At 65.6% G+C, this 16,639-nt stretch carries 8 protein-coding genes; all 8 read right to left on the bottom strand.

All coding sequences use genetic code 11. The features are described from left to right. Positions 1-248: 248 nt before the first annotated feature. The 8 genes from MAIT1_RS10400 to MAIT1_RS10365 all read right to left on the bottom strand — a co-directional run bounded on the left by MAIT1_RS10400 (position 249) and on the right by MAIT1_RS10365 (position 16,607). Positions 249-1,190 (bottom strand): NAD-dependent epimerase/dehydratase family protein, encoded by a 942-nt coding sequence (locus MAIT1_RS10400; protein ID WP_085442565.1) that lies wholly within the window; start codon positions 1,188-1,190, stop codon positions 249-251. A gap of 143 nt (positions 1,191-1,333) precedes the next feature. Continuing rightward, a complete protein-coding gene (locus tag MAIT1_RS10395) occupies positions 1,334-7,552 on the bottom strand; it encodes a transporter substrate-binding domain-containing protein (RefSeq protein WP_158089424.1) in 6,219 nt (2,072 codons plus the stop codon). A gap of 244 nt (positions 7,553-7,796) precedes the next feature. Then, positions 7,797-8,048, bottom strand: a complete 252-nt coding sequence (locus MAIT1_RS10390; protein ID WP_085442214.1) for a hypothetical protein — start codon at positions 8,046-8,048, stop codon at positions 7,797-7,799. 60 nt (positions 8,049-8,108) lie between these two features. Continuing rightward, the gene (locus MAIT1_RS10385; RefSeq protein WP_085442213.1) at positions 8,109-8,942 is read right to left on the bottom strand and encodes an efflux RND transporter periplasmic adaptor subunit; all 834 of its coding nucleotides are present in this window, start codon (positions 8,940-8,942) and stop codon (positions 8,109-8,111) included. Continuing rightward, a complete protein-coding gene (locus tag MAIT1_RS10380; RefSeq protein WP_085442212.1) occupies positions 8,935-10,635 on the bottom strand; it encodes a TolC family protein in 1,701 nt (566 codons plus the stop codon). The genes MAIT1_RS10385 and MAIT1_RS10380 overlap by 8 nt, the downstream gene beginning before the upstream one ends. A gap of 46 nt (positions 10,636-10,681) precedes the next feature. Next, a complete protein-coding gene (locus tag MAIT1_RS10375; protein ID WP_085442211.1) occupies positions 10,682-12,589 on the bottom strand; it encodes a hypothetical protein in 1,908 nt (635 codons plus the stop codon). Next, positions 12,586-14,751: a site-2 protease family protein gene (locus MAIT1_RS10370; protein ID WP_085442210.1), complete on the bottom strand. Its 2,166-nt coding sequence runs from the start codon at positions 14,749-14,751 to the stop codon at positions 12,586-12,588. The genes MAIT1_RS10375 and MAIT1_RS10370 overlap by 4 nt, the downstream gene beginning before the upstream one ends. A 2-nt stretch (positions 14,752-14,753) precedes the next feature. Further along, the gene (locus tag MAIT1_RS10365) at positions 14,754-16,607 is read right to left on the bottom strand and encodes a GAF domain-containing protein (protein WP_085442209.1); all 1,854 of its coding nucleotides are present in this window, start codon (positions 16,605-16,607) and stop codon (positions 14,754-14,756) included. Positions 16,608-16,639 lie beyond the last annotated feature (32 nt).

Genomic DNA, 16,639 nt, shown 5'->3' with positions numbered 1-16,639 from the left:
TCCCAAGATCAACAGCCACACCATGGGGCTCCGCCCCACACCCCGCTGGGGTCGCAGACCCCAGACCCCGCCGTCGGCCAGCCGGCGGCCAATAGTTAGCGCAAGCTGGACCTACGTCACGCAAACATTGGACATTCTGTGCAGTTTTGGTTTTGACTCACTATAAATGTCCCGATTTTCCACATTTTCGTATCGCGCAAAGTGTCCAGTTTTGATTTCGATTTACTAGAGATTCGCACACTGGTCATTTAGCCGCCCTGCGCCGCCACCCATGCCACCAACTGCTTCAGCCCCTCATCCAACGGCGTCTGCGCCTTCACTTCCAAGGTGGCGACGGCGTTTTGCGGATTGCCCTGGGAGTGGCGGATATCACCCTCACGAGCCGGGCCGTGGTTGATGGTCACGCTCTGACCCATGGCGGCGATCAACTGCTCGCCCAGGGTCACAATGGAGGTGGCTTGCCCAGTGCAGACATTGAACGCCTGGGGCTTTGGCGTCGCCTTCTGCATGGCCGCCAGCAGGTGGTTGACCACATCGAACACGAAGATGAAATCGCGGGTCTGGCCGCCATCGCCGAATACCGTAGGCGACTGCGCCTTGGCGATGCGATCCACGAAGATGGAGATCACCCCCGAGTAGGGCGAACTGGGATCCTGACGCGGACCGTACACATTGAAAAAGCGCAACCCCACAGTGGGCACGCCATGGGCGCGCCCAGCCACCGCCGCATGCAGCTCCGAGCCCAGCTTATCGGCCCCGTAGGCGGTCAGCGGATCCTTGCCTGCGCTCTCGACGATGGGCAGTTGATCGCAATTGCCATACACCGCCGCCGAGGAGGCGTAGACCACGGGAATCGGCCCTGCGGGGTTGGCGAAGCGAGCGGCGTTGAAGACGTTGACCGAGCCGGTTTGATTGGCCGCATGGGTCCCGGCCCAATCCTCATTGGAGCGCTGCACCGAGGCGATGGCGGCCAGATGGAAACAGCCATCCATCCCCTCCATGGCGCGATCCACGGCGTTTTTGTCCTCCACCGAACCGATGAAGATCTCGCACTTGTCCTGCTGCACATTGCTCAGGTGGCCGGTGGAGAGATCATCCAAAATGCGCACGTGATGGCCCTGCGCCAACAACGCATCGCCCAGATGCGAGCCAATGAACCCCAAACCACCGGTAATCAGATATTTTTTCACATCAAACTCCAAATAAATGTGTTTTGAATGGCGCCGCACCACAGCGGCTCCCCGCTCTACGCCGCGACAAATCAGACGCCGCCGAGAGTCTTATGCGCTTATAAACGAATTGTTGCACGGTGGACAAGTCACAAACAGCGACGTCACGCCCCTGTCGCCGAGCGTTCACGCAGACGGGCCAACTCCTCGGCGGCCTGTTCAAACTCATAGGCGTCCACCAGCTGCGAGACCTTGCGCAGACAGTCGTGGCAATCGCCATCGCGCCAATGGGACTGCAACTCGCCAATGACCTCCTGCGCCTCCACATCGTTATCCGCCAGCAGCGCTTCGAGCCGTTGGATCATCTCGGCGACTTGTTCTGGATCGGCAGGCTCGGAAAAGGCCGTCGCAGGAGGCGCGGACGACTCGGCGGGGCGTCTCTGCGCCAACGCCGCCAGCAACGGCTGCAGCGCCGCATCAGTCTGCTGCAAGCACGCCTGAGCGACGGCGGCGTCCTGTGCGCGACACGCCTCATCCAACGCCCGCGCACACGCTTGCACCGTCTTTGCGCCCAGGTTCCCCGCCACCCCTTTGAGGGTGTGCGCATGGCGCTGGGCGGTCTCCCAGTCTGCGCCATCCAAAGCCGCTTGGCAGCGCGCCACAAAGTCGCCCTGATTGTCGGCGAATTTGAGTAGTAGACGCTCATACAGCGCCATATTGCCATTGGCCACCTGGAGTCCGGCCTTGGCGTCCACTCCCGGCAGATCGACAAAGCTTGCTTGCGCAGCCCCCTCCGTTGGCGACTCCGTTAAGGGCGGCGCACCGACGCTCACCGGATGAACGCCCGCCGCCAATGGCTGCGACGGCTCGATCCAGCGCGCCATCACGGTGAACAACTGATGCAGATTGATGGGCTTGGCGATGTGATCGTCCACCCCCGCCGCCTGCGCCCGCTCCAGATCCTCTGCCATAACATTGGCGGTCATGGCGATAATAGGCAGCCCTTCACAGCCAGCAATTTCGCGAATAGCGCGGGTGGCGGCGTAGCCATCCATAATCGGCATCTGCATGTCCATCAACACGCCATCAAAGCTCTCCGCCCGCACCCGATCCACCGCCTCCTGGCCATTGTCGGCCACGGTCACCGCAATCCCACGCGTCTGCAACAGCTCCAGCGCCAACTCCTGGTTGACGGCGTTGTCCTCGGCCAGCAACACCCGCGCGCCGCGCAACGCGGCGTAGGCGGCCTCCATTTCGCTATCGACCTTATCCTCCGAACGCTGCGCGGCGACGGCGCGTCCCATGGCCACCAGAATCGCCTGCCGCAATGCGGTGGGCAGAATCGGTTTGCTCAACAGACCCCAGCCGCGCATCTCCGCCACCTCCACAGCGCCTTCGTAATCATCGGCCTGCGCCATCAGCGCCACATGTTCGCCCGCACAGTCGAGCTGCATCCACTGCTGCGCCGCCGGTCGATCCGAGGCGGGTTTTGAGCGCCAATCCAGCAGACACAAGCTCTCGGGCGGCGCCTCCTCTGACGGCTCCAGCAGGGTCAACTGCAACCCTTTGAGCTGCTCAATCAGGATCCGCCGCGCGACCTCATCCCGCTCCACCACTCGCACCGGCGTCCCCGCCAAGTCCGCTGGCAGCGCAACCGCGCTGTCGGCGTGTTCCGGATCCCGCGCCAGCCACGCCGAAAAATAGAATCGACTGCCCTGCCCGGCCTCGCTCTGCACGCCGATATGCCCGCCCATCAACTCCACCAACTTGCGCGAGATCGCCAGCCCCAGCCCAGTGCCGCCAAAACGGCGCGTAGTGGAGGCGTCGGCCTGACTGAAGGATTGGAACAGACGCCCCTGCTGCTCTGGGGTCAAGCCGATGCCGGTGTCGATCACGTCAAAGCTCAGTTGCGCGCGCTGGGCGTCGCCGTCGGTTCTGCGTACGCGCACGGTGACGCTGCCCGACTCGGTGAACTTGATGGCGTTGTTGCCCAGGTTGATCAGAACCTGCCCCAGACGCAGCGGATCGCCGATCAATCGCGTGGGCAGATCCCAGGGAAAATCGAAGTGCAGCGCCAGCCCCTTCTCCCGCGCTTTCAAACCCAGTAGGCTGGCCAGATTATCGAAGGTCTCCTCCAGGTCGAACGCAGTCGACTCCATGGCCAGCTTGCCCGCCTCGATTTTGGAGAAGTCCAAAATATCATTGAGAATCCGCAGCAACGACTCGGCGGAGCGGTGCACCTTCTGGATATAGTTGCGCTGGCGCGGCGTCAATTCGGTCTGCAGCGCCAAATGGCTCATACCGATGATGGCGTTCATAGGGGTGCGGATCTCATGGCTCATATTGGCCAGGAAATCGCTCTTGGCGCGGTTGGCCGCTTCAGCCTCCTCCTTGGAGCGCGCCAACTCCATCTCCATATTCTTACGGTCGGTAAAGTCCGCCACCGTCCCCACCATGCGGCGCGCCTGTCCCGTCTCATCCCACTCCACCGCCGCGCCATTGGTCACCACCCAGCGCACCTCGTCGCCCAACAGCGCGCGGTGTTCCAGATGGTAAACAGGGATCTCGCCTGCGCGATAGGCGCGCCCGGCCTCCAGCACCCGATCCCGATCCTCCGGGTGCAGTTTGGCCAACCACAGGTTGCGATCCTTGATCAGTTCCGCCACCTCTTCGCCCTCTGGCAGAGGTTCGCCAAAGATCTCCGCATAGCGCGCATTAACAATGGTGCGGCCGGAGCGCAGATCCACATCCCAAAAGCCGAGGTTGCCCCCCTGCAGCGCCAGCTTCAGACGTTTCTCCCGCTCGCGCACCTGCTGCGCCGCCTCTTCCAATTCGGCGGTGCGGGCGCGCACCTTCTCCTCCAGCTCATCACGGGCCCGCGCCAACGAACGGTTGGCGCGCTCGCCCATCCACACCGCCACCCCCATCAGCACCAGGGAGAGCAGCAGGGTAAAACCCAACACCGTGGTGACCATGCGCCCCACGGCGTGGTAGAGCGAGAGCGCGTCATCCCGGCGCGCCTCGGCCACAATGCCCAGCGACAGCGCGCTATTCCAGCGCCAAGATCCCACCGCCATGCCGCCGCGATAATCGGTGTAGCCCTGAATATCCAAACCATTGACGTTGCTCACCGCATCCGCCACGGCGCGGGTCAGCGGCGCGTCGGACTCCCCACTCACGCCCAGACGCATACCGATGCTACTGTTGGCCTCGGCGGGCAGTCGCCCCCGCCACTTCAGATCATCAAGGAAGCGCGACTCGGTAACCAGACGCCCGGCGCGATCAAATAGATAGGTTTCGGCGCTGGCCAACCCGCGGGACTGCGCGGCGATGCGGTTGAGCGACTGCGCCGGATCCAACGCGACCGCCAGAATACCCAGCGGAGCGCCCGCCGCATCGCGCACCGCCATGCTCAGAAAGATCACATGGGATTGCCCCCCTTGCCCGCTCTGTGCGCCGCTGGAGCGCCAGGCAATCGGCGAGGAGAGCGCCGTTTTGCGTTTCAACGCCATCTGTGCTGAGGTCCAGGCCGGGCCATCGCGGGAGACCAGAGCAGCCAGTCCGCTGGCGCCATCCACGGCCCAACTCTCGCCGCTGGGCGAGAGCGCCACAAACCCCAACGCGCCCTGCCGATGACCCGCCAGGAATTGGCTCAAACTCTGCGCTGGCGCGAAGGCGTCCGGCTGCTGACTCAAACTGAGCAGCGCGGCGCGGAGTTCCGGCTGCTGGGTGAGGGATTGCAGATGCGCCGAGCGCCCTTCGAACCACAGCGTAAGCGCATCCTCCGCCGAATCCGCCAACGCCTGCAGGGCGCCGCCCAGGCGCTCCATGCTCTGCTTCTCCAGGTTTTTCAGGCCCCACCAGGAGAGCGCCACCGCAGCGGCCAGAAAGCTGGCCATAATCAGCATGCCCACCATGCGCATGCGCCGCGACTGCATCAGCGGCGCGCCTTTGACCTCGCCGCCCTGACGCACCACCCAAGTCAGCATCGCCCCCAGCAGCGCCAGAATCGCCAACAGCGCCATGGCGAAGCGCAGCAGCGGAACCAACGCCACGCCATTGCCGCCCGCCGGCAGAGCGGCGGGTTGGGCGTCGCCCACCCATTGGCGCAGAATGGCGTTGCGCTCGCGCTGGGAGGTCTGGTCCAGCGCTTTTTGCAGAATGTCGCGCAGCTGCGGCCAATCTTTCCGCACGCCGATGGTGAGCACCGAGCTAGGCTTCTGCGTGCGCCCCACCACCGACAGATTGCTCAGCAGGTGTTGCGCAATGAGATAGCGCGCCACCACCTGATTGCCCACATAGGCGTCCGCCTCGCCGCGGGCGACCGCTTCGAGTGCGGCGACGGTGTTGGGATACTCCTTCACCGTGGTCTGCGGTTGGCTCTGGTGGAAGTAGCGCACACTGCCGTAGCCCTTCTCCAGAGCCAGCGTGCGTCCACGCAGATCCGCCTCATTTTGCAAATCCAAACGCCTGCCCGCGCCCACAATCACATGGGGAATGTCCAGATAAGGCATGGTGAAGCTGAAATGGGACTCACGAGCTGGATTGGGGGTGATATCCAGGACGCCGTCGAGCTTGCGCTGTTTGACCGCTTCGAGCATCTCGCTCCACTGACCAGGAACCAGCGTAATACGCCCGCCCAGTCGTTGATTGAGGGTCTCCACAATCTGTGCGGAGATGCCGCTGGGACCACGCCCGGGCTCCACAAAACTGATGGGCGCCCAACCGGTCATGATGCCGAGACGGATTTTGGGGTGCTGGGTCAGCCACGCCCGTTCGGTATCGCTCAGGTTCAGCCCAGAGGTGGCGGGCGCCTTGCCCGCATCGGCCACCACCACCCAGCGGCTGCGGATGGTCTGGTGTTCGGCTGGCGTAATGTCGGCCAGCGCCTGGTGCAGAATCTCCTGCAACTCCGGCCAGTCCTGTCGCACCCCCATGGACAGAGCGCCGCCGCCAATGGGCGATGGCGCCGCCACCTGTAAGTTGAACAAGCTGTGTTTTTGGATCAGATGGCTGATGACGCCCAAATTGTCCTGCGCCACATCGGCCTGTCCGGTGGCCACCATGCGCAGCATCTCCAGCGGCGTGGCGGCCAACTTGATGCTCTGGTCGGGCAGCGCCGCGCGGGTCTGCTCCACGGTGGCGCACCCCTCTGGCAGCACCAGGGTGCGCCCGGCCAGATCCGCCGGTTTGGCGATGGCTGGACTGCCCATGCGGGTGATATAGACCTGGGGGAAATCCAGATAGGGCTGAGTAAAGCGCAGAAATTCGCGCCGCTCAGGGGTGTCGGTCACCACTGGCGCCAGATCCACCGCGCCCTCTTTGACGCCGTCGAGGACCTGCTTCCAGCTCAGATTGGGCACGGTTTCAAAACGCACCCCCAAGCGTTTGGAGAGCAGTTTCAGATAGTCGGCGGAGATGCCCTGGTGGCGCCCAGCCTCATTGATGAAGTCGAAGGGGGGATACGCCGGGTCCACGCCAATGCGGATGATGGGGTGGTCGCGCAACCAGCGTTTGAGTTCCGGTTTGAGGCTCAGGCGGCGGTTTTGCGCCTCACGTCGCGGGGCGGGCAACGCCCCCAACCAACGCTGGCGCAAGCGCGTGGTTTCGGTGCGGGGAATCGCCTCCAAACCGAGATTCAGCACCGCCGCCAACTGCGCGGCGCGCTTGTGCACGGCGATGTGCAACTTGGTTTCATCCGGGTGCTTGAGCCACGTTTCGCCGACGATTTTCAGGCCGGGAATGGCGTGCTCCTGCATCAAATGATTGATGACCGGATAGCTCTCCACAAACGCGTCGGCGCGATCGAACGCCACCGCCTTGAGCCCCTCCAGCGCATCCTTAACCGGAACCAGGTCAATTTTGGGATATCGCTGCTTAACCATCCGCGTGGTGGAGTAGCCCGACACCACCGCCAGACGCAGCCCGGCCATGCCTTGCAGACCCTCGAAGCGCGACTCGTCGCGACGAGTCGTCAAAACCGAGGGGTTTGCAGCATAGCTACTTGTAAATATGTATTTTTTCTGTCGCTCTTCGGTGAGATAAATCGCCGGAAGGATATCCAGCAATCCGGCGTCGAACTCCGCCAGCAGAGACTCCCAGCTCTCGCCCAGAACGAACTCCAAGCGCAACCCGGTCTGCCGCGCCGCCGCTTTCAGCAACTCGATAGCGTATCCAGTCGCCTCGCCATCCTGCACATAGTCAAACGGAGGCCAATCGGGCTCTACGCCCACACGGATGGGGCGGTCCAAACCGGCGACCCAGGCGCGCAGCTCGGCAGGGAGAATTTCGGTGGCGGATGGTGGGGAGTCGGGAGTATTTGCGCTCAACGCCTCACCAAAAGGCAACCCCAGGAAAAGGCCGAGCCACAGCAACAGCGCCATGAACAGGCGCATCCTCTGGGGCGCATGCGCCGGATGTGCGGAGTGAGTCACCATGTACGCCCAAACTGCCTGATAATTAAGCGTCGCAAACCAGCGCGCAACAAAATGTGCAAACAGCCTAGCATGGCTCAGGCACATTGCCATAGCCGCCAAACATCAGAATCGGGCGTAATACGAGTAATTTCTCAATTTTTCACAGCGCGCGCCGCCGCGCGTTGCAGCGGCGCGCGAATGGAAGAGCGGATCAGGCGGGTTTGACCCCTTCGCCCTCTTTGCGCTTGAGCACGCCGGCCTCCACCAGTTTGTCGGCCATATCCTGCATCGCCGCCAACGACACCAGGAAACCGCGCAGAGACATCACCATGCGCTGCTGGGTCTCCGGCTTGAGGTTGCCCTGCTCGTCCTTCTCATCGGACAGGCCCACCAGGTTCATGCGCACCATGCCCAGATTGAAATTCATCTCGCCGATGCCTTCGGTGTAGATATCATCACGCATAACGATTTCCTTTGAACAAAGGTTGGTTGGAATCATCAGAAAAACGCTGCTCTCCGCCGCTCAGGGCGTGACGCCGTCAATGGCGGCCGGCGCTCCGAGGATAACGGCGTTATCGGTGTTTTCAAAGGCGATTTTCACACGACGCAAACCGCTGGAGGGATCCATCAACGGCGCCGCAAAGATCACCTCGCCGCGCCGCATGACCGGCGCGCCGGACAAAATCCGCAAAGAGACCTGGGCGCCCACGGGCAGACGTCGCGCCAATTGATCCTCCACATGGCACACCGCCACGCCGCTGCGCACATCCACCAGGTGCGCGGCCAACTGGTTGGCGTCGATCATCTCGCCGGGCTCGAACTTCAGCGACGCCGCCACGCCGTCGATGGGCGCGCTCAACGCGCGCAGACGCAGACTCTCCGCCGCCAAGGCGTGATCCACCTTCTGCCGCCGCTTCTCATTGACCAGTCGGGCGTGCTCCTGCAGCGCCAGTTCATGCTCCAGAATCAATTTGTCCAGCTCTTCGCGGCTGATGGATTGATTGCGCTCAAACAGCCGACGGTTGATGGTGAGCTGTTTGCCCAGCATCTGTTCGCGGGCGCGGGCGCCGTTCAGCGCCGAGCGATCCTCCAACAGCAGCTTGGCGCGCTTCTCCTCCAACTGCTCGCGACGCCGCTCCAGCAGATAGATCACCTCGCCGCGCTTGACGCGCTGCCCCTCTTTGACGCGCTTTTCCGCCACCCGCCCGCTGATGGGAAACGCCAGTTTGGCTTGGCGCAGCGGTTCGGTCACGCAGTTAGATGCGGACTCCAACCCCGACTCCAGCGCCATGGCGGCAGCGGGAAAAACGAATACCCACAACGCTGCAAGAACCGTGAATAATCGCCCTTTAGCCATCGGTGCGGGCCTCCCGCTTCTGTCGCGACATCTCGTTCAGATCCTGCATCAGTTGCTCCTGCTCATCGCGATCCTCGCCCTGCTGGAAGTCGCGCAACTGCTCCATGGCGCGGGCGTAGGCGCTCTCCTCCTCCACCCCCAGACGGGTCAGCAGGGCGCCTTCGGCCAGCATCAACCCCAACACCGCCTGGCGATAGCGCAACTGATGCTGCAACGCGTTTTCGCGGGCGTTGATCAACAGCGCCTCCTGCTCCAGCAGGCGCGCGTAGTCGCTCATGCCCGCCGCGTGCTCGGCCAGATCCGCCCGCCACTGCTTCTCATGGCTGGTTTCGATGCGGCGCATCAAGCGCAACTGTTCGGCGGCGCTCTGAACCTGCCGCGCCATGGCGTGGATCTCCGAGGTGATCTCCACCTCGGTGGCGCGCAGCTCCAGCAGCGCCTTGCGCTTGGTGATGCGACCACTGGCCAGGGCGCTCTTCTCCTCAATGCCGCCATATAGCGGGGTGGAGAAGGTCACTCCCAGGGTCCACGCTTCATTGCCGTCGTGAAAGGCGGTGTTGTAGGAGCGCTCCGAGGAGTAGCCCAGACCGTTGACGCCGAAACTGGCGCTCAGGTCCAACTGCGGCAGATCCTGATTCTTCAGATAGACCACGCGAATCTTTTCACGGTCGATCACATGGCGCGCCGAAAGGATCTCCGGGCGGTGGCTGAGCGCCTTCTCCAAACTGATGCGGACGTTGGGCTTTTCGCTTTTGCTTAAATCCAACGGTTCGGTGGCGACCACCTGCGGCGGCTCGCCACCCTCAAACGGCAGGAACAGCGCGGCGGCCACTTCGCTGCGCGCCGCCGCCAACGCCTGTTCGGCCACGCTCTGCTGCGCCTGACGTTGGGACACCCCCACCAGCAGCGGCAGCAGGCCGGTATGGGCCAGCTTGCCCGACTCGCTGCGCGCGCGGCCATCGGCCAGCAGCTTGCGCGCCAGCACGGTGGAGGCCTGACGCAGGGCCAAAGCGTCCTGCGCGTGGCGCAGTTTCCAGTAGGCGGTGATCGCCTTGTGCAGAATCCCCATCATGCGCAAGCGGAACTTCTGATAGGCGATTTTGGCGTCCTGCTTGGCGATGCGCTCGGAAGAGAGGGTGGCGTCGGGCCCGGCCCCTTTGAGCAGCGGCTGGGTAAAAGTGATGCCCAGAAAGGTCTCATACTCGCCGTCGGCGTCGGCCGAGCCGTCGGTCTGCAGATTGTTGTGGACCTGATCCAGCGTACTCTCCACGCTCACTTCGGCGCCGCTGGGGAGCGTGGTCGCCACCTCCGCCGAGAGCTTTTTGTAGCGCTCATAGTAGTGGGTCAGATAGGAGCGATAGGTGGCCTGCTCCACATTATTGGGGGTCATGCTCTCCTCTAAGCTGCCCTCCATGGTCAGCGTGGGTTCGAATCGCCCCCGCGTGCTGGTCACCGCCTCGTCGGCCAAACGCCGATCCAGCGCCTCGATGGAGAGCTTCTTGTTGCGCCGCATCGCCTCCTGGACAAAGCGCGCCAGATCGTACGACAGGGAAGCGCCCGGCTCCTGACCAGACATTTCCGCTGAGGTCAACGCCTGCGCGGACGACTCCGCCTGCGCCCAACCTGCGCCCAGAGGCGTCATCACCAGCCATAACGCGGCGCCTGCGGCTGCTCTTGCGCTCAGTTTTCCCATCACCGCATCACGCTCCTCATCGCTTCACTCTCCGACATTTTCCGCTTCACTGGTCCCACTCGTGGCCCGCCATGCGACTGTGCGCGGCGCGCGCCTCGGTCTCCAGGATCATCCAGACGCGGCGCCGCAACCGTTGTTGGGCGCGATATTGCCCCCAGCGCAGCAGCCAACGCCAGGGTTTGCCGCCCAAACCAGCGGGCGGCGCACTGCTGATGACCGCATCCTGCGGGCAGGCGAGTTGGATCACCCGCGCCGCGCATCCGGCGCGCCGCATCCATGACTGAACCCGCACCGCGCCATGGAGCATCGGCGGCGGTTCCGTCAGCGCCAGCGCCGCTCGGCTCCCGCGCCACGCGCCGCCCAGCAGGGTGGAGAGCGCCGCCCACGGATCGCGCCCGGCGATCAGGTAGACGCCCCGCGCCTCCGCCTCCGGCCTGCGTCCGGCCTCGGCGTCCAGCGGCGTCAGATCCGGCATCGCGGCGCGCAGGGCGTCCAATATCGGCGCATCGGGCGGCTGCAGCGGAAACAGCAGCAGCGCCGCCTCCCCCTGCCCCCAGGCGCTCTGGATGAACGCCGCCAGCGCGGCGATCTTCTCCGCCTGCCCCGCAACCGGGACAAACGCCCAACTCGGCGGCGACGCCCCCTGGACAACGCGCTCGGCGCCCATGCCGTAGAGCCGCCACAACCACGGCGCGGCGGCGGCATCGCTCCCCAAGCCGCCGACGATGCGGCGTTGGGCGACAAAACGACGCCGCCGCAACAGCGGTCCCGGCGCGCGCGGCGGCGTTTGCGTCAGCCCCAGCATCGCCTCCAAAAGCTGCTGCATCCCCTCGGAGCGCTTGATCTCGCCCAAAGGATCGCTTTCGTCCCCCATCTGCAACGCCACGCCGCTGGCGCTCATCTGATAATCCCGCTGCGGCTGAAAGAAACAGCGCGCCATCAACGCCGCATGAACCAGCGCCCCCAGACGTTGGGCATCGGCCCAGCCGGAGGGCGCCGTGGACACCCCATGGCGCACCGCCTCTTCGCCCGCCGCCAGCAGCGTCAAATCATGACCGGCGGAGTCGGCGTGAAAGTGGCGCGCGGGAATCATCTCCCCGGCCAATTGCGCCGCCAGCCGCGTCGCCGCCAGCAGCGCCGGATCATGCTGAGGGACCAGAATCTGACTCGGCGCATCGGCCTGCTCGCCCAGCAGCAGATCGGCGTCCTCCACCAGCAATCCCGGCGCGCCGGTGGGGAGCGCGCTGATCTCCATCGCATCAGCGGGACGCGCCCAATCCCGCAGCAACCGTTCACGCAGCGCCGGTTGCTGCGGCGCGCCGCCCGCCAGGGCGCGCAGATGATCGCGAATGGCGCACATCGGCGTCACATGAACCACCTGCGCCGCATAGGCGCAGCGTTTGACCTCCAGCGCATCGGCCACACGCGTAGACGCGGCGCCCACCTCCGCCAGCGCATACAGCGGCGTTGCGTGATCCAATACGTGTGCGGCGCGCGCTTCGCTCACATGCCACACCGCACAGGCAACGCCGCGCCACGCCAGCAGCACAGCGGCCAGCGCCAACGCCTCGCCATGGGGCGATTCGCCAACGTCGGAAACCACATAACGCCCCGCCGCCAGCGCCCAGACGACGCGCAACGTCTCTCGCTCCGGCGGTTTGCCCCAGGCGCGACGCGCCGCCTCCGCCAGCCACGGCAGAATATCCACACTGTTCGCATCGCCCCGCCGCCAGCGCCGCGCCGCCTCCTGCAGCTGCCCGGCAAAGCGCGCATCGTCCATCTCCCGCCACGCAGAGCGCGGCTGCAAACGCTCTGCATCAAGTTGTGCGGCGCCGCCTCGCCAGCGCCGTTGCAGCCAGCCCGCCAGCGCATGAGCGACGCCATCCAGCCCGGTATACAGGGGCCGCACCCGCGTCTGCTGCGCCAACAGGCGCTCCCGGGCAAGCGGATTCACCAACGCAGCCGTTGTTGCAGAAAAGCGCGCGTCGACTCCTCCCACTGGGTGGCCAGAGTGCGCGAAGCCAAGCGCAAACGCGCCCGCCCGGTGCGACCATGCAGCAGCAGCGGCATGGATTCATCCGTCTGCAACGCCGCGCGCAGCAGAAAGAAGGGAGCCGCCGCCTCCACGCCGCCGGGGGAGTCGGGCTTGACCGCCACCGAGCCGCCGCCGCGCCAGCCCAGCGCGGCGGTGGGCAGTTGCGTCATCTCCTGCGGCGAGATCGTGATCTCCTCGGCGCGCAGCACGATCCCCGCCTGCCCGTGCAACCGCACCTGGGCCCCGCTCACCGGCTGCTCCACCAACTCCGGCGCCTGCTGTTGATCAATCACGGCGGTAAAGCGGAACGCGCTGGGGTCGACGATCCAGCCCACCCGCGCCCCACGCGGCAGCCACGCGCCCAACTCGGCGCTGTCGCGGTCCGGCGCCCACACCCCCGCCTGTTTGGCGCGGATGGTCATCGCCTGGCGACGGCGCTGCAACTCCGTCAACTGCTCGTCCACCGCCTGCCGCTGCCGCCGCAGCGGCGTCAGATCCGCCGCGCCATCAGCGCGCGCCTGGGCGATCAGCGCCTCGATCTGATCCAACCCCGCCTGCGCCGCTTCGATCTCCCAGGCCATCTTGGGGTCCGACAATTGCGCCAATTCATCCCCGACCGCCACCCGCTGCCCGGCCTGGGCGCGCCACGCCAGCAGGCGACCGGCGGAGTCGGTCACCGTCTCGGCGAAGCGTTCAGCCTCCACCACGCCGGGCGCATAGAGGGTCTGTCCCACCGGCGCGCCGCCGATCACCGCCGCCGCGCCCAGGATCAACCCAGCGCTCACCGTCACCGCGCGCATGCGCCGCCCCTGGAGCCGGGGACTGGAACGCAGATAGCGCAGCAGTTTGATCAATGGCATGACGGTCCAGGCCAGCGCCAGGGAGAGACCCATCAGCAACCCGAGAATCAGGTACTGGTTGACCACATAGAAGAACAGCCCGACGAACAGCAGCACTCGATAGCACGCCCCGGCCACGCCATAGAGGGTCAGCTGCCACGCCTCGCGGGCGTCATGGGCCACCGGCTCGCCCGCCTCCACACCAAACAGCAGGCGCTCGGCCAACCCATAAACCTGCTTTTGCGCGCGCTGATAGAGGTTGGGGATATCCAGCAGGTCCGAGAGGATGAAGTAGCCGTCGAACTTCATCAGCGGATTGGCGTTGAACAGCAGAGTGGTCACCGTGGCCACCAGCATGACGTTGTAAGCCAGCGCGTGGATCAGCGACCCCGGCGCGCTGTGGGCCCACAGCATGGCCGCCAGCGCGCCCACGAACAGTTCGCATAGCATTCCCGCCGAGGCCACCAGTATGCGCTGCCAGCGCGAGTCGAAACGCCAACTGTCGGTGGCGTCCACAAACGGCATGGGGGCCAGCGCCAGCAGCAGCACGCCCACGCTCTTGACCTCGCCGCCGAAGCGCTGACAGGCCAGCGCATGGCCCAATTCATGGACCAGTTTGACGCCGAAAAACGCCGCATAGAGCAGCGCCAGATTGCCCGGCGCAATGGCGCCCTGGGCCTGATCCACAGCCAGATCCACCTGCTCGATGACGCTGCGCGCGCCATTCAGACACACCAACGCCCACAGCAGCGCCATGGGCCAGCTGAACAGGATGCGCCCCAGCGGCTCCAACGCGCGCAGCGCGCGGGCCGGATTGAGCAGCGGTAGGCGCATGGCCGCCAGACTCATGAAGCGGGCGCCGCCCTTCTGCTGCTGTTTACGGCGCCAGCGCGCAAACAGCAACTCGCCCTGGGCCGGATCGTCCAGACGCAGCATATTAACCTGATGCAGCAGCGCCAGCAGGCGCGCCACCTCGTCGCGGGAGGGGGTCTGCTGCGGCGCGATGCGCTGGCGCTCGGCCCAGATTTCGCCCACGCTACGGCGTCCATCCAAACGCGCGACAAACTCCCACGCCTGGGCGGTAAGGCGCAAATATTGATCGCCGAACGGATCGCTGAGAATGCGCCAGCGGCGACCGCGAATCAGACGGCGCTCGGCGCGTACGGTGGGATTGAGTGCGCAACGCACCCCGGCGATGCGGCGCCACCCTTCGGAGACCGGTTCGGGCTGCTGCGCGCTCATGCTCACCACCACAGCGCCAGGCGCAGATACTCCACCGTGCGGTGGGTGAGAATCCACAACAGCGAGCGTTGCCCCACGGTGATGCGCGCCGCGCCGGTCATGCCGGGGCGCTTCCAGCTCGCCGCCGCGCCGCTGGCGGCCACGCCGGTCAACTCCGCCCGCGCGCCGAACACATTGGCCCCATCGCGCACCCGCGCCACCGGGTCGATGCGGGCGATGCGCAGCGGCAGCGGATCCTGCGGCCGCCCCAGAAACGCCAGCTCCCCGCTCTGCTCCAGCGCCAATTCGTGGATGTCGCGCTCATTGACCGCCAACTCGGCGTGCAGCGACTCCAGCGCCGCCACCTTGAGCAGCGTCTCCCCCTCGCGCACCGGCGCGCCCAACTGTTTGTGCAACTCGCCAGCCACCACCACGCCGTCGAAGGGGGCGACGATGCGCGCCTCGTCCAGCAGATAGCGGATCTTCTCCAATTTGGCCTCGGCCTGCCGCCACTGCGCCTGAGCGATGCGCAGGTCGGCCATGGCTGCGCGCGCCTTGGCCTTCTCCATCTCCCGCTCGCGCTGCGCCACCTGCGCCAAGGCGGCGGTCTGCTCCAGTTGCAGCCCCTTGCGATCCAGCGTGGCCAGCAGCTGCCCCGCCGTCACCACATCGCCCAAGCGCACGTAGGCGGCGTCGATATAGCCGTCGAACGGCGCGGGCAGAATGCGCAGATTGTCCGCGCGCAGAGTGAAATCCGCCTCCACCCGATAGGGCGCGCGCGCCAGCGCCAGCAGCGCCACAAGCGCGACCAACAGCAGCAGAAGCAGCTTGCTCAGGGTTCGTTGCGGCCCCAGCCACGGCGCCAGCATGCGCCGCAGCGCCAACTTGGCGCGCTCCCCAAGCCACAACTCCCGCTGCGCCAACTCCTGCAACCGCGCCGTAGTCAACTCCGCCAGCAGGGCGAACAGGCGCGACTCCTCTTCGTCAAACGGACGCGCGGCGCGCTCGGCGGTGATGGCGCCCAGCCACGCGGGGTCCTGCCCCAAGGGCAGCGTCAGCATATGCGCCACATGCTGCGCGTGGGCGTATTCAGCGTGGTCGTGGGTGAGAACGTCGTCGCCTTCGACTGGCGGAAAGCGCACCTCAACGCTTTGATCCAGCGCCTCATCCATGGCGCGCTCCAGCCCCTTGACCGCCAACGCGCCGGGTTGAAAGCCGTCACGATGACTGATGGCGTGCAGCCGCATCGACTGTTTGTCGCGCCAGCCCAGCGCCACCCGTTCGGCGTCAAACCGCGCCGCCAGCTCATTGCACAGGGTCATGGCCGCTTGTTGGAAGTCGTCACAGGCCAGAATGCGCGCGGTGAGCCCCAGCGCCTCCTCCAGCCGCTGCGCCGATTGCGCCTGCTGCTGGCCGCGCCACTGGCTCAAATAGAGGGCCGGCACGTCCACCGCCATGTAGAGACGTCTGCGCGCCGCCTGCAGGGTGGCGTCATCGGGCGCATTGACCAGCAGCGTCGCCGCAGCGGTCACCGGCGGCTGCGTCTCATCGCCGTCCCACCACTCCAGACGCGCCGCCATCATCAGCCCCGCCTCGCCGCGCTCCTCCTGGGCAAAACCGCTCTGCAGCGCCGCCTGCGCCACCCGCTCCATACGCGCTGCAGCGTCGGGAAAGCGGTCGATGGCGTCCACCCCACCCGGCCACATGCTGAGGACGCGCCAAGGCGGATTATTGCGCGCATCGGGCAGCAGAATCGCGCCCACCCGCGCCGCGCACGACTCACCGAGGCGCGCCAGGTAGATGGGCCAAAAGCCGCCCGGCGCTCCGCCAAATCGGCGCAGAGCGCGCAACTTCTCCCAGGAGATTCGACTATCCATCAATCTGCGTCACCATCCGCCGCGCCGCGCGG

It is taken from the genome of Magnetofaba australis IT-1 (genome assembly GCF_002109495.1).
GTDB classification, from domain to species: domain Bacteria; phylum Pseudomonadota; class Magnetococcia; order Magnetococcales; family Magnetococcaceae; genus Magnetofaba; species Magnetofaba australis.
Note: the sequence above shows the minus strand (reverse complement) of the source record. Positions and strands in the feature narration are given on the sequence as shown.

What these genes read in the sequence shown, in the direction of transcription:
- MAIT1_RS10385 (WP_085442213.1), bottom strand. Translation starts at nt 8,942, where the DNA reads ATGGCTAAAGGGCGATTATTCACGGTTCTTGCAGCGTTGTGGGTATTC.
- MAIT1_RS10395 (WP_158089424.1), bottom strand. Translation starts at nt 7,552, where the DNA reads ATGGCGCTGTTGCTGTGGCTCGGCCTTTTCCTGGGGTTGCCTTTTGGT.
- MAIT1_RS10365 (WP_085442209.1), bottom strand. Translation starts at nt 16,607, where the DNA reads ATGGATAGTCGAATCTCCTGGGAGAAGTTGCGCGCTCTGCGCCGATTT.
- MAIT1_RS10390 (WP_085442214.1), bottom strand. Translation starts at nt 8,048, where the DNA reads ATGCGTGATGATATCTACACCGAAGGCATCGGCGAGATGAATTTCAAT.
- MAIT1_RS10370 (WP_085442210.1), bottom strand. Translation starts at nt 14,751, where the DNA reads ATGAGCGCGCAGCAGCCCGAACCGGTCTCCGAAGGGTGGCGCCGCATC.
- MAIT1_RS10380 (WP_085442212.1), bottom strand. Translation starts at nt 10,635, where the DNA reads ATGGGAAAACTGAGCGCAAGAGCAGCCGCAGGCGCCGCGTTATGGCTG.